General features: G+C 67.8%; 23 protein-coding genes and 2 tRNA genes. 15 read left to right on the top strand and 10 right to left on the bottom strand.

Annotation, left to right across the window (positions count from 1 at the left end):
- Positions 1-70: 70 nt before the first annotated feature.
- Entirely contained in the window at positions 71-535 is a 465-nt protein-coding gene (locus ACUSIJ_RS03300) for a peroxiredoxin (protein ID WP_449306925.1), read from the bottom strand.
- Positions 536-975: 440 nt separating this feature from the next.
- On the opposite strand from ACUSIJ_RS03300, the gene ACUSIJ_RS03295 reads away from it, so the two are divergent.
- Positions 976-4,410 (top strand): YhdP family protein, encoded by a 3,435-nt coding sequence (locus ACUSIJ_RS03295; protein WP_449306924.1) that lies wholly within the window; start codon positions 976-978, stop codon positions 4,408-4,410.
- Positions 4,411-4,538: 128 nt separating this feature from the next.
- On the opposite strand, the gene rnk is transcribed toward ACUSIJ_RS03295, so the two are convergent.
- On the bottom strand, positions 4,539-5,057 hold the full coding sequence (rnk, locus tag ACUSIJ_RS03290) for a nucleoside diphosphate kinase regulator (RefSeq protein ID WP_449306923.1): 519 nt from the start codon (positions 5,055-5,057) through the stop codon (positions 4,539-4,541).
- 480 nt (positions 5,058-5,537) lie between these two features.
- A tRNA-Asn gene (locus ACUSIJ_RS03285) sits at positions 5,538-5,613 on the bottom strand.
- A 246-nt stretch (positions 5,614-5,859) separates the two neighbouring features.
- Between ACUSIJ_RS03285 and ACUSIJ_RS03280 the strand changes: the two genes are divergently transcribed.
- The 4 genes from ACUSIJ_RS03280 (at position 5,860) to ACUSIJ_RS03265 (ending at position 9,356) form a co-directional block, all read left to right on the top strand.
- Positions 5,860-5,933 (top strand) — tRNA-Cys (locus ACUSIJ_RS03280).
- Positions 5,934-6,016: 83 nt separating this feature from the next.
- Positions 6,017-6,682 (top strand): protein-L-isoaspartate O-methyltransferase family protein, encoded by a 666-nt coding sequence (locus ACUSIJ_RS03275; protein ID WP_449306922.1) that lies wholly within the window; start codon positions 6,017-6,019, stop codon positions 6,680-6,682.
- Between the two features lie 333 nt (positions 6,683-7,015).
- Complete coding sequence (locus ACUSIJ_RS03270) at positions 7,016-8,410, top strand: TolC family outer membrane protein (protein WP_449306921.1); 1,395 nt, start codon at positions 7,016-7,018, stop codon at positions 8,408-8,410.
- Between the two features lie 328 nt (positions 8,411-8,738).
- A complete protein-coding gene (locus ACUSIJ_RS03265; protein WP_449306920.1) occupies positions 8,739-9,356 on the top strand; it encodes a PopZ family protein in 618 nt (205 codons plus the stop codon).
- A 10-nt stretch (positions 9,357-9,366) separates the two neighbouring features.
- Here the strand turns inward: ACUSIJ_RS03265 and ACUSIJ_RS03260 are convergent, their stop codons facing one another.
- The 6 genes from ACUSIJ_RS03260 to ACUSIJ_RS03235 all read right to left on the bottom strand — a co-directional run bounded on the left by ACUSIJ_RS03260 (position 9,367) and on the right by ACUSIJ_RS03235 (position 14,854).
- Complete coding sequence (locus ACUSIJ_RS03260) at positions 9,367-10,071, bottom strand: amino acid ABC transporter permease (RefSeq protein WP_449306919.1); 705 nt, start codon at positions 10,069-10,071, stop codon at positions 9,367-9,369.
- Positions 10,068-10,826 carry an amino acid ABC transporter permease gene (locus ACUSIJ_RS03255; RefSeq protein ID WP_449306918.1) on the bottom strand — a complete coding sequence of 253 codons (759 nt, stop codon included), beginning with the start codon at positions 10,824-10,826 and terminating at the stop codon, positions 10,068-10,070. Before ACUSIJ_RS03255 ends, ACUSIJ_RS03260 begins: the two co-directional genes overlap by 4 nt.
- 215 nt (positions 10,827-11,041) lie before the next feature.
- Positions 11,042-11,851 carry an ABC transporter substrate-binding protein gene (locus tag ACUSIJ_RS03250; RefSeq protein WP_449306917.1) on the bottom strand — a complete coding sequence of 270 codons (810 nt, stop codon included), beginning with the start codon at positions 11,849-11,851 and terminating at the stop codon, positions 11,042-11,044.
- Positions 11,852-12,038: 187 nt separating this feature from the next.
- Entirely contained in the window at positions 12,039-12,866 is an 828-nt protein-coding gene (gene cysE, locus ACUSIJ_RS03245) for a serine O-acetyltransferase (protein ID WP_449306916.1), read from the bottom strand.
- Between the two features lie 156 nt (positions 12,867-13,022).
- Positions 13,023-13,847, bottom strand: a complete 825-nt coding sequence (locus tag ACUSIJ_RS03240; protein WP_449306915.1) for a siderophore-interacting protein — start codon at positions 13,845-13,847, stop codon at positions 13,023-13,025.
- A gap of 95 nt (positions 13,848-13,942) precedes the next feature.
- Complete coding sequence (locus ACUSIJ_RS03235; protein ID WP_449306914.1) at positions 13,943-14,854, bottom strand: NAD(P)-dependent oxidoreductase; 912 nt, start codon at positions 14,852-14,854, stop codon at positions 13,943-13,945.
- A 179-nt stretch (positions 14,855-15,033) separates the two neighbouring features.
- On the opposite strand from ACUSIJ_RS03235, the gene apbC reads away from it, so the two are divergent.
- The 5 genes from apbC to ACUSIJ_RS03210 all read left to right on the top strand — a co-directional run bounded on the left by apbC (position 15,034) and on the right by ACUSIJ_RS03210 (position 18,965).
- The gene (gene apbC / locus ACUSIJ_RS03230; protein WP_449306913.1) at positions 15,034-16,161 is read left to right on the top strand and encodes an iron-sulfur cluster carrier protein ApbC; all 1,128 of its coding nucleotides are present in this window, start codon (positions 15,034-15,036) and stop codon (positions 16,159-16,161) included.
- 160 nt (positions 16,162-16,321) lie between these two features.
- Positions 16,322-17,461, top strand: a complete 1,140-nt coding sequence (locus tag ACUSIJ_RS03225; protein ID WP_449306912.1) for a TRAP transporter substrate-binding protein — start codon at positions 16,322-16,324, stop codon at positions 17,459-17,461.
- Positions 17,462-17,518: 57 nt separating this feature from the next.
- Entirely contained in the window at positions 17,519-17,908 is a 390-nt protein-coding gene (locus ACUSIJ_RS03220) for a gamma-butyrobetaine hydroxylase-like domain-containing protein (RefSeq protein ID WP_449306911.1), read from the top strand.
- 161 nt (positions 17,909-18,069) lie between these two features.
- Positions 18,070-18,489 (top strand): RNA polymerase-binding protein DksA, encoded by a 420-nt coding sequence (gene dksA, locus ACUSIJ_RS03215; protein ID WP_449306910.1) that lies wholly within the window; start codon positions 18,070-18,072, stop codon positions 18,487-18,489.
- A gap of 44 nt (positions 18,490-18,533) precedes the next feature.
- Positions 18,534-18,965, top strand: coding sequence for a VOC family protein (locus ACUSIJ_RS03210; protein ID WP_449306909.1), 432 nt, complete (start codon positions 18,534-18,536; stop codon positions 18,963-18,965).
- Positions 18,966-18,968: 3 nt separating this feature from the next.
- Here ACUSIJ_RS03210 and ACUSIJ_RS03205 read toward each other — a convergent pair whose 3' ends face one another.
- The gene (locus ACUSIJ_RS03205) at positions 18,969-19,721 is read right to left on the bottom strand and encodes a 16S rRNA (uracil(1498)-N(3))-methyltransferase (protein ID WP_449306908.1); all 753 of its coding nucleotides are present in this window, start codon (positions 19,719-19,721) and stop codon (positions 18,969-18,971) included.
- 270 nt (positions 19,722-19,991) lie between these two features.
- On the opposite strand from ACUSIJ_RS03205, the gene ACUSIJ_RS03200 reads away from it, so the two are divergent.
- The 5 genes from ACUSIJ_RS03200 (at position 19,992) to phnE (ending at position 24,502) form a co-directional block, all read left to right on the top strand.
- Positions 19,992-20,474, top strand: coding sequence for a hypothetical protein (locus tag ACUSIJ_RS03200; protein ID WP_449306907.1), 483 nt, complete (start codon positions 19,992-19,994; stop codon positions 20,472-20,474).
- 126 nt (positions 20,475-20,600) lie between these two features.
- The gene (gene ubiA, locus ACUSIJ_RS03195; protein WP_449306906.1) at positions 20,601-21,542 is read left to right on the top strand and encodes a 4-hydroxybenzoate octaprenyltransferase; all 942 of its coding nucleotides are present in this window, start codon (positions 20,601-20,603) and stop codon (positions 21,540-21,542) included.
- A 108-nt stretch (positions 21,543-21,650) separates the two neighbouring features.
- Complete coding sequence (gene phnC / locus ACUSIJ_RS03190) at positions 21,651-22,466, top strand: phosphonate ABC transporter ATP-binding protein (protein ID WP_449306905.1); 816 nt, start codon at positions 21,651-21,653, stop codon at positions 22,464-22,466.
- 97 nt (positions 22,467-22,563) lie between these two features.
- Positions 22,564-23,496 (top strand): phosphonate ABC transporter substrate-binding protein, encoded by a 933-nt coding sequence (phnD, locus tag ACUSIJ_RS03185; RefSeq protein WP_449306904.1) that lies wholly within the window; start codon positions 22,564-22,566, stop codon positions 23,494-23,496.
- A 73-nt stretch (positions 23,497-23,569) separates the two neighbouring features.
- Positions 23,570-24,502, top strand: coding sequence for a phosphonate ABC transporter, permease protein PhnE (phnE, locus tag ACUSIJ_RS03180; RefSeq protein ID WP_449306903.1), 933 nt, complete (start codon positions 23,570-23,572; stop codon positions 24,500-24,502).
- The last annotated feature ends 38 nt before the right edge of the window (positions 24,503-24,540 follow it).

The following is a 24,540-nucleotide window of genomic DNA, read 5'->3' as shown; positions in this document are numbered from 1 at the left end:
GCGCGGAGGGTGATTCGGGCTCCCCCTGCCGCTCCCGGCATCGCGGCTGCAGAGACGGCAGCTCCGGGGACTAGAGCTCTTTCGCCGCCTTGAGCACCGCCTCGGCATGGCCCGGCACTTTCACCTTGCGCCATACCTGCGCGACCTTGCCCTCGGCGTCGATCAGGAACGTGGCGCGGTCGATGCCGAAATACTTGCGCCCGTACATGCTCTTCTCCACCCAGACGCCGTAGGCCTCGATGGCCTCCTTCTTCTCGTCGGAAGCGAGCGCGATCGCGAGATCGTGTTTGTCGCGGAACGCGTCGTGGCTCGCCGCGCTGTCGGCGGAGACGCCGACGATGACGGTGTTCGCGGCCTCGAATTCGCCGCGCAGCCCGTTGAAGGCGATGGCCTCCTTGGTGCAGCCGCTGGTATCGTCCTTGGGATAGAAGTAGAGTACGACCTTGCGTCCGCGCAGGGCTGAAAGCGAGAGCGTGTCCCCGCCGGCGCCCGGAAGCGTGAAGTCGGGGGCGATGGCGCCCGGTTCAAGGCTCATGTCAGACTCCATGACTATTTGTAGCTGGGACTGTTTGTGCTGGGGTTTCCATAGTCGGTTCGACGGGCATATCCCGCGCCGGGGCTTTCCCTCGGCGGTCGCGACAAGGTATCAGCAAAAGCGGTCCGCTGCGCGCTCCAAAACCGATATTCGGCAGGCGCACGGGTTTTTGTGTGGGCAACGGGCGATTTTGGCCCACATCATCGTCTGGCGTCATGCCATGAGATTACATTATCATGAACGCGGAACGGATGCGCCGGCCGGTGAGTTCGTCTTCCGGGGAGGATACGAGTATATATGGACCGTCCGGCGCCGATGTCGATGATCCTGGCGCATCGACACCATAATATCAGGGCCTTGGTTGCGGGGGCCCCGGTTTCAGGAGCCATGGTTTCAGAGGCCTTGGACCTTGCGGCCAGCGGATCGGGACGGTCTCGCGCATGAAGAGAAGCCGACAGCTCCGCGGCGGACGCCGAAGACGGTTCAGACGGCGCAGCGCCGCCCGGCGCGCCATGGTGCACATGCTGCGCGGCGGGCTTCTTGCCGCGCTGGTGCTGATCCTGTGCGTCGGCGCGGTCGTGGCGCGCCTGTCGTTCGGGTCGATCTCCGCCGAGGCACTGGCCGAACCCATCTCGCGCGCGCTGAACGAACGGCTCGCGCCGGGCTGGACGGCGCATATCGCGCAGACGGGCATCGCGTTCACCACCCACGGCCCTGCCCTGCTCTCCGAGGGCATCGAGATCCGGCAGCCGGACGGCACCCTGTTTCTGAGCGCCCGCGCGGGCGAGATCGCGGTCGATCCGTGGCGTCTGGCGTTCGGCGACGTCGACGTCACCGCCATCGCCTTCTCCGGCATCGACGCGCGCCTCACCATCATGCCCGACGGTTCGCTGCGCACCGACGCCGGAACCGGCGGGACCGGAGGCGGCCCCGCCGGCGGCAGCGCGCCGGCGCCGGCCGCCGCGCCGGAAGGGACGGACGGTCCCCCCGACTTCGACGCGGCCGTCGTCGGGTTCGTCAACCTGCTCTCCGACCAGAGCGGGCTCGCCCGCGCCCTCGACAGCATCTCGCTGTCGGACGCGCGCGTCGCCATCGCCGATTCGCGCGGCGAGGAGCGGGCGCGCTTCGGCGAGGTGGCGGCCGATCTCAAGCGCACGGCGCCGGACGCGATCGCGGTTTCGCTGTCGGCGCGGGGCGCGGCCGGTCCGTGGAAGTTCAGCGGCGCGATCAGCGGCCTCGGCGGCACCGAGCGCGTCGTCGATCTCGCCGTCGAGGGCGCGCGCCTCGCCGACCTGCTGATGCTCGCGAACGCCAACCAGGGCCCGATCTCCGGCGACCTCGCCTTTTCCGGGCGTGCCCGGGTGAGCGTCTCCGCCGACGACCGCCTCACCGGGCTCACGGGATCGGTCGAATCCGCGCCCGGCACCTTCATCTATCGTGACAAGGACCAGCCGCCGCTGCATGTGGCGCGCTTCCGGCTGGGGGTGGAGCGCGAGGCCGCAAGCGGCGATCTGGTGATCCCGGCGCTGGGGCTCGACATCGGCGGCGCGCGGTTCGATGTCGGCGGACGCGTGCGTTTCGGCGACCGGGCGCGGCCGTGGCGCCTGCAGCTCGACGGGCGCGACGCCGTCCTGCCACCGCTGACCGACAACGACGAGGCGCTTGCCATCGACAATCTGTCGCTCGACCTCGCCGGCGAGGAGGGCGGGCGCCTGCGCATCGAGCGCATCGCCGCCTCCGGCGCGGGCTTCGGCGTCGCGCTCAACGGCGAACTCGGCGGCCGCGACAATCCCGGTGGCCTGCGGCTCGGCGTCCAGACGGCGCGCTCCGACGCGCGCGCCATCCTGCGCTTCTGGCCGGCCTTCGTCACGCCGGAGCCCCGCCGCTACCTCATCGAGAACCTGTCGGAGGGCGTGCTGGAGACGCTCAACGTCGCGGTGAGCCTCTCGGCGGAGCAGCTCGCGGCCTCGCGGCGGCGCGAGCCGCTGCCCGCCGAGGTGGCGCGCACGCAGTTTTCGGCCGTCGATGTCACGCTGCAGGCCGCGCCCGGCTTTCCGCCGCTCACGGACATGACGATCGGCGGGCTGGTGACCGGCGCGACCGCCGCCATCACCGCCTCGACCGCCAAGGCGGAAGTCGTGCCGGGGCAGGTGCTCGACCTCACCGACGGGCGCATGGCGATGCAGCGCCTGACCGCGCCGATCAACGCGGCCATCGACTTTCGCATGCGCGGACAGGCTTCCGCGCTGGCGCACCTGCTGCAGCGGGACGCGCTGCGGCCGATCTTCAACGTCGATGTGGCGCCGGGCAGCGTGCAGGGCGCGGTGGATCTCGCCGTCTCCGTGTCGCTGCCGCTCATCAAGCAGCTCACGCACGATCAGGTCGTCACCCGCGCGACGGGCAAATTGAACAGGTTCGCCATCGATATCGGCAACGGACGCGACAAGCTCACGGACGCCGATCTGTCGCTGGTGCTCGATGACAGCAACCTGACGCTTGCCGGCTCCGGCCAGCTCGCCGGCCTGCCCGCGACGCTCGACCTGCGCCAGCCCCTGCGCCGCGGCCAGGGAGATGACGGGAGAGACGACAACAAGGGCGAGGGCCGCGCGGCCATCGTGCTCACCCTCGACGACGCCGCGCGCGCCGCCAGGGGCTTCGACCTCGGCAACCGGTTGCGCGGTCCCGTCGGGGTGCGCATCGATACCTCGTTCGGCAACCGTGCCGGCAAGAACCGCACGCCCATGAAGGTGGACGTCGATCTTGCCCGCGCGCGGATCGACGACCTGCTGCCCGGCTGGTCGAAGGCGGCGGGCAAGCCCGGCCGCCTCAGCTTCTCGGCGCTCGACGACAACGGCTTCGTCGTTTCCGACATCGTGCTCGACGCTGGCGCGGCGGCGAGGGGAAGCGCGCGATTCGACCCCGGCGGGAGCCTGAAAAGCGCCTCGCTCACGGGCGTGCGCCTGTCGCCCAACGACGACCTGTCGCTCGAGATCGCCGGCGCGGGCGCGGGGTATCGCATCACCGCGCGAGGCAACCTGCTCGACGCGCGGCCGTTCCTGAAGGCCGCGAGAACCGGCATCACCGGCGGGGCGGGCGGCGGCGCGGCCGGCGGGAAGGCCATGCCCGATCTCGATATCGATCTCGCCGTCAACATTCTCGCGGGCTTCAGCAGGGAGACGCTGTCGAAGGCGACGCTCCGGCTCGGGACGCGCAAGGGCGGCGTCGGGTCGCTCGACCTCAAGGGCAGCTTCAGCGGCGCGCCTTTCGGGGCGAGCCTCGCCGGCAAGGACGGCCGGATCGAGGTGAACACCGCCAACGCGGGCGCGATGCTGCGCTTCGCCGATCTCTACGCGCACCTCTCGGGCGGCAGCATGCAGGCCTATATCGCGCCGGACGGCGGCCAGGTGATGATCCGCGACTTCGCCATCCGCAACGAGCCGACCATGGCGCACCTGCTGACGGAAAGCCCCAGCAAGCTCCCCGTCGATCCCGGCAACGTCCCCTTCACCAAGCTCAGGGCGGCCTTCACCCGCGCGCCGGACCGCATCAACATCCAGGAGGGGGTGCTGTGGGGACCCGGCGTCGGCGTCACCTTCGAGGGCAATCTCGACACGCGCCGCGAGACGATCGACCTCTCGGGCACCTACGTGCCGGCCTATGCGCTCAACAACATGTTCAGCCAGGTGCCGCTGATCGGGCCGCTGCTCGGCGGCGGGCAATACGAGGGCCTGTTCGCCGTCAACTTCCGGGCGCGCGGAGCACTCGATTCGCCCTCCGTCACCGTCAACCCGCTGTCGGCCATCGCGCCGGGAATCTTCCGGAAATTCTTCGATCTCGGCCGCGCCGACAGCGGCCAGACGCCGCCGGGCCAGTGACGGTCCGCCACCGGCCCGAGAGCTGGAGCAAAATGCACCAAACTGGATCGCAATTTTGCTCTATCTATTTGTTTTTACGCAATTCCGGACGCAAAACCGGTTCCCACTTTGATTGCTTTAGGCGTGGATCAGGCCGCCGACGGCCCGGGGTCGTCGTCGCCGGCCGCACCCGCGCCGCCGCGGAGCGCCGCGCGGGAATGGCGCGCGTTGTTCAGGTCGATGACGGGGCTCCCCTTCCCGGCCGGGGCGGCAGGCGCGCCGACCGACAGCACGGTGAGCCGCTGCTCGCGTCCGTCCCGCGCCGTCCAGGTGAACGACTGTCCGGTGGACAGGCCGATCAGCGCCGTGCCGATGGGCGTCAGAATGGAGATGCGGCCGGTGGAGATGTCGGCCTCGCCCGGGTAGACGAGCGTCACGCGCCGGCGCTGCCCGTCGCCGGTCTCGAACTCCACCTCGGAATTCATCCGCACCACGTCCGCCGGCACCCTGGCGGATTTGACGACGCGCGCGCGTTCCATTTCCGCGAGCAGTTCCTCCGCGATTTCGGGCTGGCGCGCGGCGATTGAAGCGGCCAGCGCCGACAGGCGTTCGTGCTCCTCGTCGCCGATGACGATCTTGGGCAGGGCGATACGACCTGATTTAGTCATGTTGGTCACCTTGTGAGAATCATTATGCCCGGAATGCAAGCCGGGACGGGGTTATTGGATCGTCATGCCGGTGTCCCGCGCCGGGGCGCGATCGGCCCCGGAATAGGCGGCAGGAATGACGATCGACAGCTTGGAATGTGGGGTATTGAGCACGTCCGCCGGCGGCGATGCGGACGGGTCCGTTTGTTCAGGCACCGCCAGGAGGTGACAGCCGTGCCGACCGCCACCAACAGAGCCGTGCGGCCGCCATCCTGCCCGGCCGGCAGTGCCGAACCCGGACCAGGCACACAGGCGCATCGGGCGACCCCTTCGCCCGTTCTTCCGCCGCAAGCGGCAATGCGTGCCCGATGTCCGTCATGACAGCCATAAAAATCATGCTCGCCGCAATCGGGAGCTTTGTCAATTCACGACACCGCCAGCGGCGACGGCACGCCCGCGCGGTTCCGATCCCGGACCAGTTGTTTGGATGGTGAATTGAGATGGCTCCTCGAGCAGGACTCGAACCTGCGACCCAGCGATTAACAGTCGCTTGCTCTACCAACTGAGCTATCGAGGAACAATGAGGAGGGGGATACAAGATGCCGGTGGACGATGCAAGTCATTTTATGGGTTTTTTTGCCGGCGATGGTCGCGTGTGGAAAACCGCGCCCGCCCTTGGCCGCCGGCCAGGTTTCGGGCGCCCGCGACCTGCGGCGGACATGAGGGTTTCACCCCGAACACGGGGATTTTTACCCTGAATGAGTGCAGTACCATCGTGGCAGTTGCAATCGCGGCCCGTGCTTTGCTATGAAGCACGCAGTGAGGCCTCGTGGCGGAGTGGTTACGCAGAGGACTGCAAATCCTTGCACCCCGGTTCGATTCCGGGCGAGGCCTCCAACCGGCGTATCCGGCATCGCGGGCGTGTCCCGGCCGGCAACGTCCGTTACCTTCGATAAGCATGCAAGATAAAGGTCGACGTCATGTTCGATTTCGCCCGCGCCCGACGCACGATGGTCGATTGTCAGGTGCGGACATTCGACGTCACCGACAGGGCGGTGCTCGCCGCCCTCGAACACCTGCCGCGCGAGCGGTTCGTGCCCGAAGACAGGCAGCTTCTGGCCTTCAGCGATCAACATCTCGTGGTTTCCGACGCCAAGGAGCAGGGGCGCTTCCTGCTCGCGCCGCTGATCTTCGCCCGGCTCATCCAGGCGCTGGAGCTTCGCGAGGGCGCGCGCGTGCTCGATGTGGGCGCCGCGACCGGCTACGGTTCGGCCGTTCTGGCGCACATCGGCGCCGAGGTAACCGCCCTCGAATCGGACGAAGCCGTCGCCGCGCGGGCGCGGGAACTGGCGGCGGAGTTCGGCGAGGGCCGAATCGACGTCGTCACCGGCCCGCTGGCGGAGGGCTGGAGCGCCGGCGCCCCCTACGACGCCATCGTGGTCAACGGCGCGTTCGAGGCCGTGCCGGAGAAGCTCGTCGCGCAGCTCGCCGACGGCGGCAAGCTCGTTGGCGTCGGCAGCAGCTCCGGCGCGCCGAAGGCGGTTCTGATCCAGCGCACGGGTACGTCCACCAGCACGCGGACGCTTTTCGACGCGCCCGCGCCGGTGCTCGACGGTTTCCGCGCGCCAGCGGATTTCGTGTTCTGAGCATCCATCGCACTTTTGTGTGATGCGACACGCCGCAATGCAGCATCCGCAGCGGCACGGCCGTGCATCCCCCGGCACAACATATTGGCGGGACAGGATTTTTCGTTGGTTTTCTGGTGTATCGGGGTGTGTCGTATTTTTACTACACACCCACCCAAACGCCGGGAATGCAAGAAAAGTGCAGTTTCAGCCTGCTATCTGCCAAAGTAGAATGCCTGCGCTGGGGAGACGGTGATTTTGTTAACCGGATTTGAGTAACTGAAGAGACGCGACAATGCCGTCTACTTCGTGAAGTCAGGCTACCTGGAAATCGGGCTACTGGAAGTCGGGAAGGTGAACGTGAACAGCAACGGCAAGACCACCCGGGCAGCGGTTATCGGCTGTGCGCTTCTCATCGGCACGGCCCTTTCGGCTCCGGCGTCGGCTGAAACCATGTCCGGCGCGCTGGCAAAGGCCTATGCGGCGAACCCCTCCCTGAACGCGCAGCGCGCTGCCCTGCGCGCGACCGACGAGAACGTGCCCCAGGCCCTGTCCGGCTGGCGCCCCACCGTCAACGCCACCGGCAGCACCTCCGTCTCCCGCGTCGACGCGCGCCTTCCGGGCCGCCAAGAAACGCAGACGCTCTATCCGAGCTCCCTCGGCATCCAGCTCGACCAGACCATCTTCGACGGCAACCGCACCCGCAACTCGGTGCGCGCCGCCGAATCGCAGGTGCTGGGCGGCCGCGAGCAGCTTCGCAACACGGAGCAGATGCTGCTGCTGCAAAGCGCCTCCGCCTACATGAACGTGCTGCGCGACACCGCCGTGCTCAACCTGCAGCGCAACAACGTCGAGGTGCTCGAAGAGCAATTGCGCCAGACGGAGGACCGGTTCAGCGTCGGCGAAGTGACGCGAACGGACGTGGCCCAGTCCGAGGCGCAGCTCGCCAGCAGCCGCGCCCAGGAGAGCGTGGCCGAGGCCAACCTGCGCAGCAGCATCGCCACGTACCGCCAGCTCATCGGCGAGACGCCGCGCCAGCTCGGCCCCGGTGTCTCGACGGAAAAATTCCTGCCGAAGACGCTCGAGACCGCCATCCGCATCGGTCTTGCCGAACATCCCGCCATCATCGCGGCGATGCACGGCGTCGACGTCGCCGAATTCCAGGTCAAGGTGGCGGAAAGCGCCCTCTATCCGCGGCTGGGCATCAGCGCCAGCGTGCAGCGCAATTTCGACGCGCAGAACACCCGGCACAGCGTCATAACCTCGGGCACGATCGTCGGCCAGTTGCAGATCCCGATCTACGAGGGCGGCCTCGTCTATTCGCAGACTCGCCAGGCCAAGGAGCAGGCCGGCCAGCAACGGCTGCAGGTCGATGTCGTCCGCGATCAGGTGCAGCAGACGGTCGTCGCGGCCTGGGCCAATCTCGAGGCGTCGAAGCAGCGCATCACCGCCGCGCAGGCAGCCGTGAGCGCCAACGAGATCGCCCTTGCCGGCACCCGCGAGGAAGCCAAGGTCGGCCAGCGGACCACGCTCGACGTGCTGAACGCCCAGCAGACGCTGCTCTCCTCGCGCGTGTCGCTGGTGACGGCCCAGCGCGACCGGATCGTGGCTTCTTACGAAGTGCTGCACGCCGTCGGCCGCCTGTCCGCCGAAACGCTCGGCCTCAGGGTCGCGCGCTACGACTCGACGAAGCACTTCGATCAAGTCAAGGGCAAGTGGATCGGCACCTCGACGCCGGACGGACGCTGACGCCCGCCGGCAAGTCCGGCGCTCCCGACGTCATCTCTATCCAGGGCCGTGGCCGACGCCGCGGCCTTTTCTTTGATGCCTGCCTGCACCCGCGCGCAGGCAGGCACCCGGCGGGGCGTTTTTCCTGCAAGGTATCAACGGTAATCTTTCGTTAACCTCTGTGCACCTGAATCACGGCGGGGTATCCTAGCCGGATCGTGCTGCCGTCTTCGCGAGGGCGACGCGGTCGAAGGGGCCGGCTGCCGCGGAGCGGCGCAATCGGCGCAGGAATTGGCGGGATCGGCCGGGCCGTGCCCGGTGAATGGTGACAGAACAGGCGGATTTGTCGATGAGCACAGCGAGCCAAAGGCTTTATTCCGTGCCCAGGGAGGCCACCCGCGCCGAGGCGCCGCGGACCGGTGCCGAGCCATCGATGGAAGAGATCCTGGCCTCCATCCGCCGGATCATCGCCGACGATCAGGCCCATTCGGAGCCACTGCCGGGCGACGGCGTCAGCGCCGATGCCGGCGTCGACGTCAGCGCCATAACATTCGACGACGACGTGCTGAACGCCGCCGAGACCGGTGAGGACGACGCGCCCGCCCCGCCTGCCCGCAATGACGCGCCCCGGCAGGCGCAGCCCCGGCAGGCCGCTGCTCCCGCATCCCCCGCCGACAGGGAGGCGCCCGTCCCCCCGGAACCGGCCGCGGCGCCCCCGCCCACCGCCAGATCCGCGGGCGGGGAGCCGCAGGAACCGCTGCTGTCCTCCGCCGCGGACGCGAGCGCGGCATCCGCCTTCCAGACATTGTCCTCCGTCGTGCTCAGCCGCTCGCCGCGTACGCTCGACGATCTGGTGCAGGACATGCTGCGTCCGCTGCTGAAGGCGTGGCTCGACGAACACCTGCCGCCGCTGGTCGAGAAGCTGGTCAAGGCCGAGATCGAGCGTATCTCGCGTAACGGGCGATAACGTTGCCTTATCAGGCGGCGGCGCGTGTTCCGGCGCTCCCGGCGTCGTCCTTGCCGGCGATCGCCGAGGCGGCGAGGTCGAGCGCGCCGCAGATGACGAAATAGACCGCCGCCACGAAAAGGAAGATCTCGGCCGGGTAGACCATCGCCCGGTTGTTGACCTGGGTCGCGACGAACGACAGCTCCGGCACGCCGATGACGTAGGCGAGTGACGTATCCTTGATCAGTGCCACCCACTGGTTGACGAAGGAAGGCGCCATGCGCCGCAGCGATTGCGGCAGGATGATGAGCCCCAGCACGCGCCAGCGCCCGAGGCCGAGCGAGATGCCGGCCTCCCATTGCCCCTCGCCGACGCTGCGCAGCCCCGCCGCCACGCCGTGCGCCAGATAGGCCCCGCCGATGAGGGCGAGCGCGCAGACCACCGTCGTCAGCTCCGGCACCGAGAAGCCGAGCACCACCGGCAGCAGGAAATAGGTCCAGAAGATCAGCATCAGCACCGGGATGGCGCGGAAGAAGCCCAGAAACAGGATGAGCCCGGTGTGGACGATGCCGCGCGACATGAACAGCCACACCCCGAGCACGAGCCCAAGAACCGCCGAGGCGATGCCGGACAGCAGGCTGAGCCAGATGGTCAGCGCTGCCCCGCCGATGGGGCCGTAGGGATAGGCGCCCCAGAGCAGATACGGCAGGTTGTTCCACACCACGTCGAAATTCATGTCAGCGCCCCTCTGCCGTACTTCTTGTCGCGCCGGCGCTGCACCAGCTCGCCGATCCCCTCGAGCGCGGCCACCGCGCCGATATAGAGGATGGTGGCGATGCCGAAGGCCTCGAAGGTCTGGAACGTCTCCGTCTCGACCTGCCGCGAGGCGTAGGACAGCTCGGCCACGCCGATCGCCATGGTCAGCGACGAATTCTTGATCGCGTTCATGTATTGCCCGAGCAACGGCGCGAAGGCGTGGCGCGCGGCCTGCGGCACGATGATCAGGACGAACACCAGCGCGGGCGACAGGCCGACGGAAAGCCCGCCTTCCCGCTGTCCGGGCGGAACCGCCCGCAGTCCGGAGTGGAACTCTTCGGCGACGAAAGCCGTGGTGTAGAAGGTGAGCGCCGTGAAGCCGGCCCAGAACTCGAACGACGGCATCTTGAATGAGAGCCATGTCGTGCCGGCGAAGGCGATCGTCACTGTGTGGGGATTGTTGAACCAGTCCAGCAGCGGCGTCGGAAAGATCGCCGACCCGGCGAAGTACCAGAAGAAGATCTGCACCAGCAGCGGGGTGTTGCGGAAGATGCCGAGGTAAAGCCGCGCCGGCACGCTGAACGCCCTGAGCGGACTGATCCGCGCGGCGCAGATCACCAGCCCGCCCACGGTCGACGCCACGCAGGTGGCCGCGGACAACACCAGCGTGACCGCGAAACCCCACAGCAGCCACTCGACGTAGTTCGACGCCAGACCGAAAATCGACAGGTTCATCGTCAGCCGCCCGAGACCATCAATTCGCCGCGACCGTCAAACGGCTGCGAACCATAAAACAAGAACCGGCGGGCGCGGAATCGGCACCGCCGGTGTCAATATGCTGCTTGCATAGTAGGCGAACGCCATCGTGGGCAAGCGAAACCACAGCAGCTTCCGTGGTCAGAACGATCCCCGGTGGCGGCGACGCCCCCGGCCACGGCGTCAGGCGCCGGTCAGTTGGTCTGCGGATCGCCGATCTTGAACAGGCGCGGCAGCGGGGTCTTGCTGTCGGGGCCGAACCAGGCATCGTAGATCTGCTGCGCCTTGCCCGAGGCCTCCAGCTCCGTCAGCGTCTCGTTGACGAACTCCACGAGCTTCGTCTCCCCCTTCGGGATGCCGACGCCGATGTAATCGTTGGAGATGGTGAAGGACGGGATCTCGTAGTTCTCCTTGTCCGGCACGTTGGCGAGCAGGCCGACGAGCTTGGGGCCGTCCTGGGTGATCGCCTGCACGTTGCCGTTGCGCAGCGCCGTGAAGGCAAAGGGCGTGTCGTCATAGGAGATGATGGTCGCGCCGGGGAAATCGCGGCGCAGCACGATCTCGTTGGTGGTGCCCTTGTCGGCGCCGACGCGCAGGCTGTTGAGCTGGTCGGGCGAGCTCAGCACGCCCTTCTTGGCCAGGAACTGCTGGCCGGAGGAGAAGTAGGGAATGCTGAAATCCACCTGCCTGGCGCGCTCTTCGGTGATGGTGAAGTTCGCCAGCACGAGATCGACGTTGCCCGAGGTGAGCAGCGGGATGCGGTTGGCCGGGTTCGTCGGGCGCAGCTCAAGCTTCACGCCGAGCTTGTCGGCGAAGGCCTGCGCGTAGTCGACGTCGAGGCCGACGATCTGGCGGGTCTTCTCGTCGACATAGCCGAACGGCGGGTTGCTGTCGAACGCGGCGACGCGCAGCACGCCCGCCTTCTTGATATCGTCGAGCCGGTCGGCATGAGCCGCGCCGCCGACGAAGACAGCCGCCAACAGGACAAGTACGCCTAGCTTCATGATCTATCCCTCGCGCTTGAAGTGGTGTGGGCACCGGCTCCCCGGCACCCTGGGCACACGCACTCCCGGATGGTTTACTTGATAAATATTGTAGACTTAATGCATAAAAGTCAATCTGGCGCGCTATTCAGCCTGGACCACACGCAGAAAGTGTTATTTTTGGGGAAGCGGCCCGCGGCCCGGCCTTTCAGAGACCGACGTCATAGAACATCTGGTTCATGGCCTGCGAGGGGGCTTCCGCCCCGGCGGAGCCGACGACCCGGGCCGGGCTGCCGGCAACGGTGGTGCGCGGCGGCACGGAGGAGAGCACGACCGCGCCCGCGCCCACCCGCGCACACTCGCCCACCTCGATGTTGCCGAGGATCTTGGCGCCCGCGCCGATGAGCACGCCCGAGCGCACCTTGGGATGCCGGTCACCCAGCCCCTTGCCCGTGCCGCCGAGGGTAACGCCTTGCAGAATGGAGACATTGTCGGCAACCTGGGCCGTCTCGCCCACCACGAATCCGGTGGCGTGGTCCAGGAAGATGCCGCGACCCATGCGCACCGCCGGGTGGATGTCGGTCTGGAACACCTCGGAGGACACGCTCTGCAGGTGACGGGCGAAATCCCGCCGGCCGCTTTTCCACAGCCAGTTCGCCAGACGATGCGCCTCGATGGCGTGATAACCCTTGAAATACAGGATGGCGTCGAGATAGCGCCCCACGGCGGGGTCGCGCTCGATCACCGCCACCAGATCGGCCCGGAAGGCGGTCTTGAGCTCCGGATCGGCGCGCAGGGCCTCGGTATAGGCGGCGCGGATCAGTTCGGCCGAGACGATGCCCCGGTCGAGCCTTTGGGCGATGCGATAGGCGAGCGCGTCCTCGAGAGTCAGATGGCCGAGGATGGAGGCATAGACGATCGTGGCCAGCTCGGGCTCGCGCCTCACGACCTCCTGGGCCTCGGATTGCACCTTTCGCCAAAGCCAGTCCGTCACCCTTGGGCCGCTCTCCTGAACCCCGATGCTCATGCGCTCCATCCCTTCGAGGCAGACCCGCCCGTCTTGCCGACCAAACTCTTCACCGAATTTATATACTATTCGGACGACGGGCAATGAAATTCTACATAAGGAATGCGCGCCTGCGATTAATTAACATTTTATGTATGTGCATTGATTGCCGCAAGGGCTTTGTTTTCAATCGTCGTGCTCCTCGTGCGCATTGGCGACGCCCCGCTTCCAGTAGCCGGAGGCCTTCATCCAGGCCTTGGGATGATTGTGGCGCGTCAGGAATATGTCCCGCAGCCGCTTCGCCGTCAGTGATTCGCAGGCGATCCACACGTAGCCGTCGCCTTCCGGCAAGGCGAGCGCCCCCGCGGCATCGGCCAGCAGCGGGTTGTCGCCCGGCACGCGGCCGTCGCGATGCAGCCAGCGCACCTGTGTCCGCGGGCGGGCCGGCAGCGGCTGCTCCTCGCCGGCGTCCGCCACCTCGATGAGGGCGGTGACGTCCGCCTCCGGCCGCAGCTCCGCGAGGCGCCGGGCGATCGCCGGCACGGCGGTCTCGTCGCCGATGAAGAGATACCAGTCGAAATCGTCACGCACCACGAACGAGCCGCGCGGCCCGGCGACGCCGATACGATCGCCGGGCTTCGCCGCGCGCGCCCAGTCGCTCGCCGGGCCCGATTCGTGCAGCGCGAAATCGATGTCGAGCTCGCCCGCCTGCGCGTCGTACCGCCGCGGCGTATAGTCGCGGGCCGTCGGGCGGTTGGTCTCGTCCACGAGCACGCGGCCTTCCGCGAGCGTCGGCAGCACCGGCAGGGCCTCGCCAGGGCGCGGGAAGAACAGCTTGACGTGATCGTCGTGCGCGCCACTGTGGAACCCCGCGAGGTCCCCGCCGGCAAGCGTGATGCGCACCATGGCGGGAGTGATGCGGAGCACCCGCACCACCGCGAGCAGGCGGATGCGCAGCGGGTGGCGGACGCGCTCGACGTGGTGGCGTCCGGCGGGACCTGCGATGTTCATGCGGCACGACCTTTCTTCGACAGCCTCAGACCATATCCAGCATTTCACGGAAATGCTGGATATGGTCTCATTCTTCGACTTTGAGCGAACGCGTTCTAACGTTCGAGGCGGGCGATCAGGCTCGACGTATCCCAGCGGTTGCCGCCCAGCGCCTGCACCTCGGAGTAGAACTGGTCGACGAGGGCGGTAAGCGGCAGATGCGCCCCGTTACTGCGCGCTTCGTCGAGGCAGATGGCGAGGTCCTTGCGCATCCAGTCGACGGCGAAGCCGAAGTCGAACTCGCCGCGCGCCATGGTGGCGGCGCGGTTCTCCATCTGCCACGACTGCGCCGCGCCCTTGGAGATTGTGGCGATGACCGCGTCGACATCAAGGCCCGCGCGCTTGGCGAAATGCACCGCCTCGGCGAGACCCTGCACCACGCCGGCGATGGCGATCTGGTTGACCATCTTGGCGAGTTGCCCGCTGCCCACGGAGCCGAGGAGCCGCACGGACCGCGCAAAGGCGGCGATGACGGGCTCGGCGCGGGCGAAATCGGCGGGTGCGCCGCCACACATCACGGTGAGCACGCCGTTCTCCGCCCCCGCCTGTCCGCCGGACACCGGCGCGTCGATGAAGCCTATTCCCCGCTCCGCCGCGACGGCGGCGAGCTCGCGCGCCACCTCGGCCGAGGCGGTCGTGTGATCGACGAACAGCGCCCCCCGCGCCAAGCCGGCGAACGCGCCGTCCTCGCCCGTCGTCACCGCGCGCAGGTCGTCGTCGTTGCCGACGCAGGCGAAGACGATGTCGCGCCCCTCAGCCGCCTCACGCGGGGTCGGCGCGGCGCGTCCGCCGTTGGCCTCGACCCAGGCGCGCGCCCGCTCCCCGGTGCGGTTGTAGACCACCACGTCGTGCCCGGCCGCCTTCAGGTGGCGTGCCATCGGCGCGCCCATCACGCCGAGGCCGAGAAACGCGACCTTCGCACCCTGCGTCACTGCCTGTCCCTCGCCGGCGTTCGTTCCCTGCGTCATTTCCGCTTCTCCTGTCCCGTGATTGCCCGTGCCGGCATCGCCGCGCGCGGCCCATATGAAAATATCGCGACCCCCTGTCGCGAACAGACTGTATAGTGCATGTCGAATCTATGCCGAATTGTCGCTCCCTTGTCACATCGACAATGGCGCAAGGAACGCACCGAGGAAATACCGCAACCATGGCCGATCAGCCACCGAGCGCCGATACCATTCTCGCGGCCCTGGCCTCGATTCCGGGACCCGACGGACGCACGCCCCTGCCCCGCTCGGGCGCCCTGTCCGAGATCGTGGTGCACAAGGGCAAGGTCTATTTCTCCATTCAGGTCGACGCCGCCCGCGCCTCGCGGCTGGAGCCCCTGCGTCTGGCGGCGGAGAACGCCGTGCGGGCGGTGCCCGGCGTCGAGGCCGCGCTCGTGTCGCTCACCGAGGAACGCCCGGCCGAAACGCGCCCCCAGCCCGGCGAGCGCCGCCCCGGCCCCAAGGCGCAGGCCGCCACCACGAAGGCCGGCGTACCGGGCGTGAAGCACATCATCGCGGTGGCGAGCGGCAAGGGCGGGGTGGGCAAATCGACCACGGCCGCCAATCTGGCGCTGGCCTTGGCGCGAATCGGCAACCGTGTGGGCGTGCTCGACGCGGATATCTACGGCCCGTCGCTGCCGAAGCTCTTCGGCCTTGCCGACGCGCGGCCCGAGACCGTCGGCGGCAGGACGTTAAAACCGCTCTCCGCGCATGGGCTCGCGCTGATGTCCATCGGTTTCCTGGTCGATCAGGAGGCGGCGATGATCTGGCGCGGGCCGATGGTGATGTCGGCCCTGCAGCAGATGCTGCGCGAGGTCGCCTGGGGTGAGCTCGACGTCCTCGTCATCGACATGCCGCCGGGCACGGGCGACGCGCAGCTCACCATCGCCCAGACGGTGCCGCTCTCGGGCGCGGTCATCGTCTCCACGCCGCAGGATCTGGCGCTGATCGACGCCCGCAGGGGCGTCACCATGTTCGAGCAGGTGGCGGTGGCGGTGCTCGGCATCATCGAGAACATGTCCTATTTCGTCTGCCCGCACTGCGGCGGGCGCTCGGACGTTTTCGGGCACGGCGGCGCGCGGGACGAGGCGACGCGCCGGGGCGTGCCGTTCCTGGGCGAGATTCCGCTCGACATCGCCATCCGCACCACGTCCGACGCCGGCACGCCGGTCGTGGCCTCAAGCCCCGACGGCCCGCACGCGCAAGCCTATCTCGCCATCGCACGGCAGGTCGCGGCGCAGCTTGCCGCGCCGCAGCGCCCGCCGCCGCGCATCGTCATCGAGCAATGAGGGGCCGGCGCGTCACGGCGCGTGTGCTGGTGCGCACTACGGGCATGGCCTTGCCGGCATTCGCCGTCATCCGGCTATTCACTTGGATGCCGTGTTCATGCAGCATGGTGCACGAGACGGCCGGCGGATGCCGGCACCCTTCCAGTATCGGGACGGATCGATGAAGCGTCGCCAGTTCCTTCATGCCGCGGGCTTGGCCACCGCGGGGCTCGGTGCGCCCCTCGGTGCCTCTCTTGGCGCGCGGGCGCAGACGGCAGGCGCCGCGCCGCCGAATCCTCCCCAGAGGAACGCCGCCGAGAAGCCGCTCGTCTGGCGGCTGTCGTCCGACTTTCCCGGCGGGCTCGACACCCCTCGCGCCGGCATCGAGGCGCTGGCGGCGACGCTCGCCGAGATCACCGAGGGCGCCTTCACCATCAGCGTTCCGCCCCCGGCGAAGGCCCCGAAGCAGCATACGCCGGCGCTCGACGCAGTGCGGGAGGGCAAGGCCGAGATCGCCTATACGTCGGCGGCGTTCTACGCCGACCGCGACCCCGTCTTGGGTATCGGCGGACTGCCCTTCGGCCTCAATGCGCGCCAGTTCAACGCCTGGCTGCTGCACCGGGGCGGGCTCGATCTGCTCAACGACAGCTATCGCCACCACGGCGTGCGGGCGCTCAGCGGCGGCAATACCGGGGCGCTCACCGGCGGCTGGTTCCGCAGCGAGATCGGCGGCGTGCACGACTTCGCCGGCCGGCGCGTCGGCGCGATCGGCCTCGCCGGGGCGCTGCTGGCGCGATTCGGCGCGCTGCCTCAGGCCCTGTTTCCGCACGATCTCGCCGCCGCGCTCGCCGAAGCGCGCATCGACATCGCCCAGTGGACCGGTCCGCACGAGGACGAGCAGCTCGGGCTCAACAAATCCGCGCCGTTCTACTACTATCCCGGGTGGCAGGGCGGCGTGCAGTACAGCTTCCTCGTCCGGCTCGACGCGTGGGACGCGCTGCCCGCCCGCCACAAGGCGGCGTTCACCGCGGCGGCGGCGCGAGCTCACGACATCGTGCAGGCGCGCTACGACGCGCTCAACGCCGCCGCCATCCGGCGGCTCGTCGCCTCGGGCACGCGGCTGCGCCCCACCCCGCAGTCCGTGCTGACGCAGCTCCACGGCGCCACCGAGGCGCTGGCGGGCGAGATCGCCACAGACAACGCCGCCTTCCGGGCGATCTACGATTCCATCAGAATTTTCAGCGGCGAGGCCTATCTCTGGTGGCAGGTGACAGAGTACACCTACGACAACTTCATGATCCGGGCGCGCGCGCAGGGCTGAACCGGCCGCGCCCGCCGCCCCGCGAAGCGCGGGCGGATGCCAAATCGGATGACCACAATGGCGAACCACTGGCCGGAAGAACTGCGCCTCTCACGCGACAAGACGTTGCTGACCGTGACTTTTCCGGACGCCTCGTTCCAGCTCCCCGCCGAATACCTGCGCGTGTCGAGCCCTTCCGCCGAGGTGCGCGGCCATGGCCCGGGACAGGCCGTCACGGTCTCGGCCAAACGCGCCGTCGCCATCCTCGCCATCGAGCCGGTGGGCCGCTACGCCGTGAGGCTGGTGTTCGATGACATGCACGCCAGCGGCATTTACACCTGGGACTATCTCCACGAGCTCGGGCGCGACCAGGCCACGCGCTGGCAGCAGTATCTCGCCGAGCTCAACGCGAAGGGACTGTCGCGCGATCCGGCCCCGCCCGCCGCCGGACCCATCCACAGCCGATGAGACTGCCGGGGGATGCGCAAAGGATAGAATCGGCCTAACGTTCGGAAAAAAAGACGAAAAGAAGACAATAAAGAACGTTGTGAGACGTTCCCAAGACAGCTATATAGACGCGGCCAAGGAATGGTCCTGGTGCTATCGAATGTGAAGAGCTTCAGCTACGCATGTCTGATACACTGATTGACGAAGGCTATCGCCCGACGGAAGATGAACCGTTCATGAACGATCGGCAGCGTGAGTATTTCCGGCGCAAGCTGACGTCCTGGAAGGAAGACATCCTTCGCGAAAGTCGCGAGACGCTCCAGGCGCTGCAGAGTGAGAACGAGAATCACCCGGACATCGCCGACCGCGCCTCTTCGGAAACCGACCGCTCGATCGAGCTTCGCGCACGCGACCGCCAGCGCAAGCTGATCTCGAAGATCGACGCGGCGCTCGATCGCATCGAGGACGGCACCTATGGCTATTGCGAGGAGACGGGCGAGCCCATCTCGCTCAAGCGCCTTGAGGCCCGCCCCATCGCGACCCTCTCCATCGAGGCGCAGGAGCGCCACGAACGCAACGAACGCGTCTACCGGGACGACTGATTGCCGGACGACTGATCCGCACGAGCCTCACAGGAGCGACCGCGATGGCCGGCAACACCACTTCCCCAGCGGCAAGGCTCGTCCACGCCATGGTGCGGGTGCTGGATGAGCGCCGTTCGCTGGCCTTCTACGAGACGGCCTTCGGCCTCAGGCCGGTCGACCGCATCGCCTTCGACGATTTCACCCTGATCTACCTGCGTAACGACGCCGCTTCGTTCGAGCTGGAGCTCACCGTCAACCACGGCCGCACGGAGCCCTACGTACCGGGGGACGGCTATGGGCATCTCGCCGTCACCGTCGCCGATCTCGACGGCGAGCGGGCACGCCTCGAGGCAGCCGGCCTCGATCCCGGCCCGGTGCGGGCCCTCCCGCGCCCCGGCGGCGCGCCGGACGAGACGCTGGCGCGGTTCTTCTTCATCGAGGATCCGGACGGCTACAAGATCGAGGTCATCGAGGCCGGCGGGCGCTTCGCCTGACGATCAGCGCCAGTCCCCCAGCACCGCCTGCACCACGGCGAGCCCTGCGACCGCCGCCGTATCCGCCCGCAGGACGCGCGGCCCCAGCGACAGCCTCAACGTATGCGGATGGGCGAGGATGAGCGCGCGCTCCGTCTCCTCGAACCCGCCCTCGGGCCCGATCAGCAGGGCGATGCCACCGGCCGGGCGGCCGCCTCTCGCCCCCTGCAAGGCGGCGATGCTGTCGGTGACGGGCGCATCCTCGTCGCAGAACACCAGCAGGCGCTCGGCGTCGAGCCGCGCCAGCGCATCGGCGAGACGCACGGGCTCGCGCACCTCGGGCACGGCCAGTATGCCGCATTGCTCCGCCGCCTCGACGGCGTTGGCCTGCATGCGCTCGGTGTTGACGCGCGAGACCTGCGTGCGCCGGGTCAGCACGGGCGCCAGCACGCCCGCCCCCATCTCCACCGCCTTCTGCACCATGTAGTCGAGCCGCGCGTGCTTGAGCGGCGCGAAAAGATACAGCAGGTCCGGCAGCGGGGGCTGCTCGCGCGTGCGCCGCTCCGGAACGAGATGCGTCAGCCTGCGCCCCGCCTGCCCGATGCGCGCCAGCCATTCGCCGTCCCGTCCGTTGAAGATCAGCACGGTGTCGTCGCCCGCAAGACGCAGCACGTTGCCGAGATAATTGGCCTGCGCCTTGTCGAGGCCGATCTCCTCCCCGGCGCGAATAGTGGTGGAGACGTGAAGCCGCGGCGCGGAAAAGTCATACTCGCTCAAAACCTTCCCCGATCATGTCATTAAGCGTGCAACAGGGCCGTTGTTGCGGCCCGGGGGGGCCCGCGTTGTGTAGGCAGGCGGCGGTGCTCGCGCAACAGTGTATTGCAGGGGACCCGATAAACCTTATGTTTATTGTGCCGACACGCGCCGGCCGCGTCCGGCGGCAAGGGGGATTCCTCGGGGTGAATCACGCGGGATGGCGTTCAGGATGGCGTTACTTGCGGAAATCGTCTATTGATTCGCATTCACGATGATTGAAAAGGCTGGAACATGAAGCAATCCGCAATCCGCTGCGCAAGGATGGGGGCGGCTGCGGCTGTGCTGCTCTCGTCGGCTTCGCTCTTCGGCGCGGTGCCTGCGGCTCATGCGCAAGAGGGCGTTTGCGCACGGATCGGCACCTTCCTGGAGGATCGCAAGGCGCTGGTCGGCCGAATCAACAAGCTCGGCAAGCAGCCCAATCCGAAAAGCGCCTGTTCGCTGTTCCGCAACCTCGTGTCGAACGGCGACGCCGCCATCAAGTGGCTGGAGACCAACAAGGACTGGTGCCAGATCCCCGATCAGTTCATCAGCGATCTCAAGGCCGACAACGCCAAGGCCGGCCAGATCCGCACCCAGGCCTGCCGCGCCGCCACCCAGCAGGCGGCGATGGAAAAGCGTGCCCGCGAGGCGGCGCAGAGCCGCCCGCCCATGCTCGGCGGCAGCGACGGAGACCCCGTGAGGGGACGCATTCCGATCCCGCAAGGCGCGCTGTAAGGCGACCGCCACAAGGCGGATGCCAAGGGGCGGATGCCATGGGGCGGATACGGGGCGAAGCGGTGTCGATCGGAGCCGATGGTGTGATATGCCGGTTGCAGCGAACCGAATCATTGAGCCGCCGACATGAGTGACCCCACCGGTATCGACCGCCCCCTGCCGGATGCAGCCCCGGGCAACTGGGTCGATACGCATGCCCCGCGCCCGTGGCGGCCCTATCTGCGGCTCGCACGGATCGAGCGGCCCATCGGGAGCTGGCTGCTGCTGCTGCCCTGCTGGTGGTCCTCGGCGCTCGCCGCCGGCAGCGCCGGCACCGCCCCCGATCTGTGGCACCTGATGCTGTTCCTCGTGGGCGCGGTGGCCATGCGCGGCGCGGGCACGACCTATAACGACATCGTCGACCGCGACCTCGACGCGCAGGTGGCGCGCACCCGCGGCCGGCCGCTGCCGGCCGGGCAGGTCGGCCTGCGCCAGGCCGCCGTGTTCCTGCTGGCGCTGTGCCTGCTGGGCCTGAGCGTGCTCATGCAGTTCAACCGAGCGACGATCCTGCTCGGCTTCGCATCGCTCGTCATCGTCGCGGCCTATCCGTTCATGAAGCGCATCACGTCGATGCCCCAGCTGGTGCTCGGCCTCGCCTTCGCCTGGGGTGGGCTGATGGGCTGGTCGGCGGTTTTCGGGCGCCTCGACGCGCCGGCCTGGCTCACCTATGCCGCGGCCATCGCCTGGACGGTGGGATACGACACCATCTATGCGCTGCAGGACATCGAGGACGATTCCGTCGTCGGCATCAAGTCATCGGCGCGGCTCTTCGGCGCGCGGGTGCGCGAGGGCGTCGGCGGATGCTATCTCGCAGCGGTGCTGCTGCTCACCGGCGCGCTCGTGCTGGCGCAGGCGGGGCCTGCGGCCTATGGCGGCCTTGCCCTGTTCGCGGGCCATCTCGCCTGGCAGGTGAAATCCATCACCCCCGGCAACGGGCCGCTTGCGCTCGTGCTTTTCAAGTCGAACCGCGACGCGGGGCTGCTGCTCTTCGCCGGCATCGCCCTCGACGCCGTCCTGCGCGCCGCCTGACGGTGACTGTTTTCGTACAATTGGTTAATTTCCGGTAGAGCTGTCATCGTCATGTAGTGAGACAGTGCCAGATTCTGCGCGCCCCCGGGATCAACGACGCGGAGTAGGGTGGTGCTGGTTATTGACAATGTGACGAGACGTTTCGGCGACAAGGCGGCCGTCGCCGGGGCGCGGATCGAGATTCCGGTTGGCAGCATGGTCGGTGTCATCGGCCGCTCCGGCGCCGGCAAGTCGACGCTGCTGCGCATGATCAACCGCCTGATCGACCCCTCCGAAGGGCGCATCCTGTTCGAGGGCGCGGACATCACCGCCATGCGCGGGGCGGAACTGCGCAACTGGCGTTCGCGCGCGGCCATGATCTTCCAGCAGTTCAACCTCGTGAACCGCCTCGACGTGCTCACCAACGTGCTGACGGGCCGCCTGAACCACGTGCCGATGTGGCGCTCGCTCACCAAGACCTTCACGGATGCCGAACGGACGCTCGCGCTGCGCGCGCTGGAGCGGCTCGGCATTGCGGAAGTTGCCCTGCAGCGGGCCGACACGCTCTCCGGCGGCCAGCAGCAGCGCGTGGCCATCGCCCGCACGCTGATGCAGGAGCCGCGCATCATCCTCGCCGACGAGCCGATCGCCTCCCTCGACCCGCTCAACGCCAAGGTGGTGATGGACGCCCTGCGCGACATCAACCAGCGCGATGGCATCACGGTGATCAGCAACCTGCACACGCTCGACACCGCTCGCCACTACTGTGACCGGATCGTGGGCATGGCTGCCGGGCAGGTGGTGTTCGACGGCGCGCCCGAGGAACTCAACGACGCCGTCGTGCGCCAGATCTACGGCACGGATGGCGCGCCCCTCGACGAGCGCATCACCTCGACCACCATCATTCCGGGCAGGCAATACGCGCCCGAGGCGACGCCCGCCTGACCGGACTGCAAGCATTGCGCCGCCGGCTGGGCCTCCGGCGGCGGGAGAACGACAACGGCCCCCGCACTACATCAATAATCATTCTTGGAGTTACACCATGCTTCGCAAGCTGATGCTCGCGGCAGCCGCCGCCACGCTCGCCCTCGCCGCTCCCGTCGCGGCCGGGGCCCAGAGCTACAAGGACACCGTCAAGGAACTGCGCGTCGGCCTGATCGGCGGCGAGAACGCCAGCGATCTGCTGACCCGCAACGAAGCCTACCGCAAGCTGCTGGAGAGCGAGCTCGGCATTCCGGTCAAGCTCTTCCCTGCGACCGACTATGCCGGCATCATGCAGGCTATCGGTGCGGGCCAGGTGGAAATCGCCGCCTTCGGTGCCTCGGGCTTCGCCGGCGCCTATCTCGACTGCAACAAGTGCATCGAGCCGCTCGTCGTCGCGGAAGAGGACGACGGGTCGACCTTCTACTACTCGGTCGCCGTGGCGCGTGCCGACAGCGGCATCAACTCGCTCGACGACGCCAAGGGCAAGTCGCTCGCCTTCGCCGACCCGAACTCCACCTCGGGCTACCTGATCCCCAACGCCACGCTGAAGGCCGAGGGCAATGATCCGGAGCAGTACTTCTCGCGCGTCGGCTTCGCCGGTGGCCACGAGCAGGGCGTGCTCGCGGTGCTCAACAAGCAGTACGACGTCGCCGTGACCTGGACCTCCGGCCAGGGCGACATCAAGGAAGGCTATTCGCGCGGCAACCTGCGCGCCATGGTCGACAAGAACCTGCTCAACATGGATGACATCAAGATCATCTGGCAGTCGGGCAAGATCCCGAACGGCCCGTGGGCGGTGCGCACCGACCTGCCGGCCGACCTGAAGGAAAAGCTGCTGCAGATCCACCTCGACCTGCCCGCCCAGCACCCCGACATCTACCAGGATATCGAGCGCGGCACGGGCAAGGGCTACGCCAGGGCTACCATCGAACTCTACGAGGACATCATCAAGCTGCGCCAGGCCGAAGCCTCCGGCGGCCGCAAGAGCTGATCCCCGCCAACGCGACCACCGCCCCGCAGTCCCGCTGCGGGGCGGTTCGGCTTGAACAGACGAGACTTCCTTCATGACGATGCACCAGACTGGCGCCGACAGCTTCGATCTCCTGCGCGCGCGCATCGATGCGCATCGCCGGGAGAAATTTCGTGCGTCGCTTCTGGGCGTCGCCATCTTCGCGGCGCTGTTCGCGCTGGCCTCGTGGTCGACGGATTTCGGCTTCGCGCCGCTGATCGAGGGATTGCCCAAGTTCGGCGACTACATCGCCAAGCTGTTCTCGACGCCCGTCTCGCAGGGCGCGGCCGAGCGCATCCCGGTCCTGTCGCTGTCGCATATTTTCGGCGGCTGGGACACCAAGCAGTCGCTGCTCTACTGGTTCTACAACATCAACACCTTTCTGGCGCTGATCCTCGACACCGTGGCCATGGCGGTGCTGGCGACGCTGATGGGCTTCTGCATCGCCTTCGTGCTGAGTTTTCCCGCCGCCTACAACCTGTCGCCGCACGGCGCCATCGTCTGGGTGTGCCGGCGCTTCCTGGAGCTGCTGCGCTCGATCCCGGACCTCGTGTTCGCGCTGTTCTTCGTGTTCTGCTACGGCATCGGGCCGCTCGCGGGCATTCTCGCCATGGGGCTGCATTCGGCCGGCGCGCTGGGAAAACTCTTTTCCGAGCTCAACGAGAACGCCAGCCCCCGTCCGGCCGAGGGCATCACAGCGGTGGGCGGCGACTGGTTCGAGAAGATCCGCTACGCCATCGTGCCGCAGGTGCTGCCGGGTTTCCTGAGCTACGGCCTGCTGCGGTTCGAGATCAACGTGCGCTCCTCCGCCATCATCGGCGTGGTCGGCGCGGGCGGCATCGGCGAGGAATTGAAGAAGGTCATCAACTTCAACCGCTACGAGGACATCAGCGCCGTCATCATCCTGATCGTGCTGCTCGTGGTGCTCATCGACACGCTGTCGGGCTACCTGCGCCAGCGCCTGATCAGCGACACGCGGGTGGTGTGATGCCGATGCGCAATGAGCCCGCCTCATGGGGCATAGGC

This window comes from Pseudochelatococcus sp. B33 (genome assembly GCF_053570585.1).
Note: the sequence above shows the minus strand (reverse complement) of the source record. Positions and strands in the feature narration are given on the sequence as shown.

Coding starts and splice junctions, on each gene's coding strand:
- ACUSIJ_RS03300 (WP_449306925.1), bottom strand. CDS start 535: ATGAGCCTTGAACCGGGCGCCATCGCCCCCGACTTCACGCTTCCGGGC.
- ACUSIJ_RS03295 (WP_449306924.1), top strand. CDS start 976: ATGAAGAGAAGCCGACAGCTCCGCGGCGGACGCCGAAGACGGTTCAGA.
- rnk (WP_449306923.1), bottom strand. CDS start 5,057: ATGACTAAATCAGGTCGTATCGCCCTGCCCAAGATCGTCATCGGCGAC.
- ACUSIJ_RS03275 (WP_449306922.1), top strand. CDS start 6,017: ATGTTCGATTTCGCCCGCGCCCGACGCACGATGGTCGATTGTCAGGTG.
- ACUSIJ_RS03265 (WP_449306920.1), top strand. CDS start 8,739: ATGAGCACAGCGAGCCAAAGGCTTTATTCCGTGCCCAGGGAGGCCACC.
- ACUSIJ_RS03260 (WP_449306919.1), bottom strand. CDS start 10,071: ATGAATTTCGACGTGGTGTGGAACAACCTGCCGTATCTGCTCTGGGGC.
- ACUSIJ_RS03255 (WP_449306918.1), bottom strand. CDS start 10,826: ATGAACCTGTCGATTTTCGGTCTGGCGTCGAACTACGTCGAGTGGCTG.
- ACUSIJ_RS03250 (WP_449306917.1), bottom strand. CDS start 11,851: ATGAAGCTAGGCGTACTTGTCCTGTTGGCGGCTGTCTTCGTCGGCGGC.
- cysE (WP_449306916.1), bottom strand. CDS start 12,866: ATGGAGCGCATGAGCATCGGGGTTCAGGAGAGCGGCCCAAGGGTGACG.
- ACUSIJ_RS03240 (WP_449306915.1), bottom strand. CDS start 13,847: ATGAACATCGCAGGTCCCGCCGGACGCCACCACGTCGAGCGCGTCCGC.
- ACUSIJ_RS03235 (WP_449306914.1), bottom strand. CDS start 14,854: ATGACGCAGGGAACGAACGCCGGCGAGGGACAGGCAGTGACGCAGGGT.
- apbC (WP_449306913.1), top strand. CDS start 15,034: ATGGCCGATCAGCCACCGAGCGCCGATACCATTCTCGCGGCCCTGGCC.
- ACUSIJ_RS03225 (WP_449306912.1), top strand. CDS start 16,322: ATGAAGCGTCGCCAGTTCCTTCATGCCGCGGGCTTGGCCACCGCGGGG.
- ACUSIJ_RS03220 (WP_449306911.1), top strand. CDS start 17,519: ATGGCGAACCACTGGCCGGAAGAACTGCGCCTCTCACGCGACAAGACG.
- dksA (WP_449306910.1), top strand. CDS start 18,070: ATGTCTGATACACTGATTGACGAAGGCTATCGCCCGACGGAAGATGAA.
- ACUSIJ_RS03210 (WP_449306909.1), top strand. CDS start 18,534: ATGGCCGGCAACACCACTTCCCCAGCGGCAAGGCTCGTCCACGCCATG.
- ACUSIJ_RS03200 (WP_449306907.1), top strand. CDS start 19,992: ATGAAGCAATCCGCAATCCGCTGCGCAAGGATGGGGGCGGCTGCGGCT.
- ubiA (WP_449306906.1), top strand. CDS start 20,601: ATGAGTGACCCCACCGGTATCGACCGCCCCCTGCCGGATGCAGCCCCG.
- phnD (WP_449306904.1), top strand. CDS start 22,564: ATGCTTCGCAAGCTGATGCTCGCGGCAGCCGCCGCCACGCTCGCCCTC.
- phnE (WP_449306903.1), top strand. CDS start 23,570: ATGACGATGCACCAGACTGGCGCCGACAGCTTCGATCTCCTGCGCGCG.